Source organism: Megasphaera lornae, from assembly GCF_000214495.1.
Taxonomy (GTDB): domain Bacteria; phylum Bacillota; class Negativicutes; order Veillonellales; family Megasphaeraceae; genus Megasphaera; species Megasphaera lornae.
This window is the reverse complement of sequence record NZ_AFIJ01000031.1, coordinates 1-1521: the sequence shown is the minus strand read 5'-3', so window position 1 is coordinate 1521 and position 1521 is coordinate 1. Positions and strand designations below refer to the sequence as shown.

Sequence of the window (1521 nt, the reverse complement as noted above, 5' to 3'; positions counted from 1 at the left end):
AGTGGCCATAAAATTCATATTTTCAGTCGTACAGAATTGAGCCGCGCAGATGAGATCGCCTTCATTTTCCCGATCCGGATCATCGGTGACGATAATCAGATGTCCTGCACGCAGCTCTTCCAAGGCTTCTTCAATGGTATGGAAAGGTCGTTTTTGGGTTGTCATAAATGATATCCTCCTTTGGGTTTATCGGGTTACGTAGTGATAAGAAGCGATACACTAAGAAAAGCCCCGAGCTGAATGACAGTTTCAGGGCTTTTTTTATACGCAACCAAAAGAATCGGTATACATCTTCTTTCATCCAGACTATACTGTCGGTTTTGGAATTACACCAAATCGTACGCCATAGCGTTCGCGGACTATACCGCCGGTCGGGAATTACACCCTGCCCTGAAGATTGTATATTCAACATATGGCTACATAATACATCAAGAATATGTTCTTGTAAAGTACAAAGAACAGAAAACCTTACAGAGGAAGGAACATTTTCTCCGGATCTCGGGCCTGTTTGCCGGCTTTCCTCATGGCCGCTGCTGCGGGAGCCGGGCATTTTTTTCTGACTTGTCGGCGTGTATCCTCGATGCCGCGGTCTTCCGAAAGGCGTTTGTTCGACGGATACTTATAGGCATATTATTGGTGTCGGACGTCGCAGTCGGCGACGGGTGAGTTGGCGATGCCGGTCTGCGTGACCGGTTGGACGGTCAAGAGGTCACGGGCGGTTGTGGCGGTGATTTTTTGTAATAGTTCCGCTTCCCGTTCTATCGGGACGACCACGTCTTCTTTGCTGACGCAAAGGCTTTCGGCGCGTACGGCTTCGGCAAAGGATTTGCGCAAATACCAAATTTTTTTATACTCGGCTAATAAGACGTGGGACGCGCCGCCGGCACGACAATATTCGTCCGGCTGCAACAGGTGGCGATCGCGTTCGTCTTCATCGGCACTTTCCATTTCAATTTTCTGGGCTTTCATTTCAATGGGGACACGCTGTGTAATTTTTACACCGAATCCGTCCAAGCCGTATATTTTTTCCGGATTGTTGGTTAATAAGCGCAGTTCTTTTACGCCCAAATCTTGTAAAATTTGCGCGCCGATCCAATATTCCCGCAAGTCGGGAGCAAAGCCGAGTTTTTCGTTGGCTTCTACCGTATCATAGCCTTCTTCCTGCAAGGCATAGGCTTTTAACTCATTGATCAGACCGATCCCGCGACCTTCCTGTCGCATGTACAGCAGTACGCCGCGCCCTTCCAGGTTAATTTTTTGGAGGGCGGCGGCTAATTGTTGTCCGCTGTCACAGCGACGAGAGCCGAAGACATCACCGGTCAGGCATTCGGAATGGACACGGCACAGGATATCTTTGCCGTTGCTGATATCGCCTTTGACGAGGGCGACATGATGCTCCCCGGTTAAATCGTTGACATACCCGTAAATTTTAAAGTCGCCGAATTTTGTCGGCATGTTCGCTACGGCTTCTCTGGTTACGTGTTTATCATGACGACGGCAATAGTTTTGCAAATCATGGAC

2 protein-coding genes and 1 riboswitch are annotated in these 1521 nt (G+C 48.7%); both genes read right to left on the bottom strand.

Translation table 11 applies throughout. The annotated features are described in order from the left end of the window. A partial coding sequence (locus tag HMPREF1039_RS04440; protein WP_007391211.1) for a 3,4-dihydroxy-2-butanone-4-phosphate synthase occupies positions 1-165 on the bottom strand: 165 nt, incomplete at its 3' end. 120 nt (positions 166-285) lie between these two features. Next, positions 286-402, bottom strand: a riboswitch (FMN riboswitch). Between the two features lie 228 nt (positions 403-630). After that, positions 631-1521 (bottom strand): GTP cyclohydrolase II (gene ribA / locus HMPREF1039_RS04435; protein WP_007391212.1); only part of this gene is annotated, 891 nt, incomplete at its 5' end.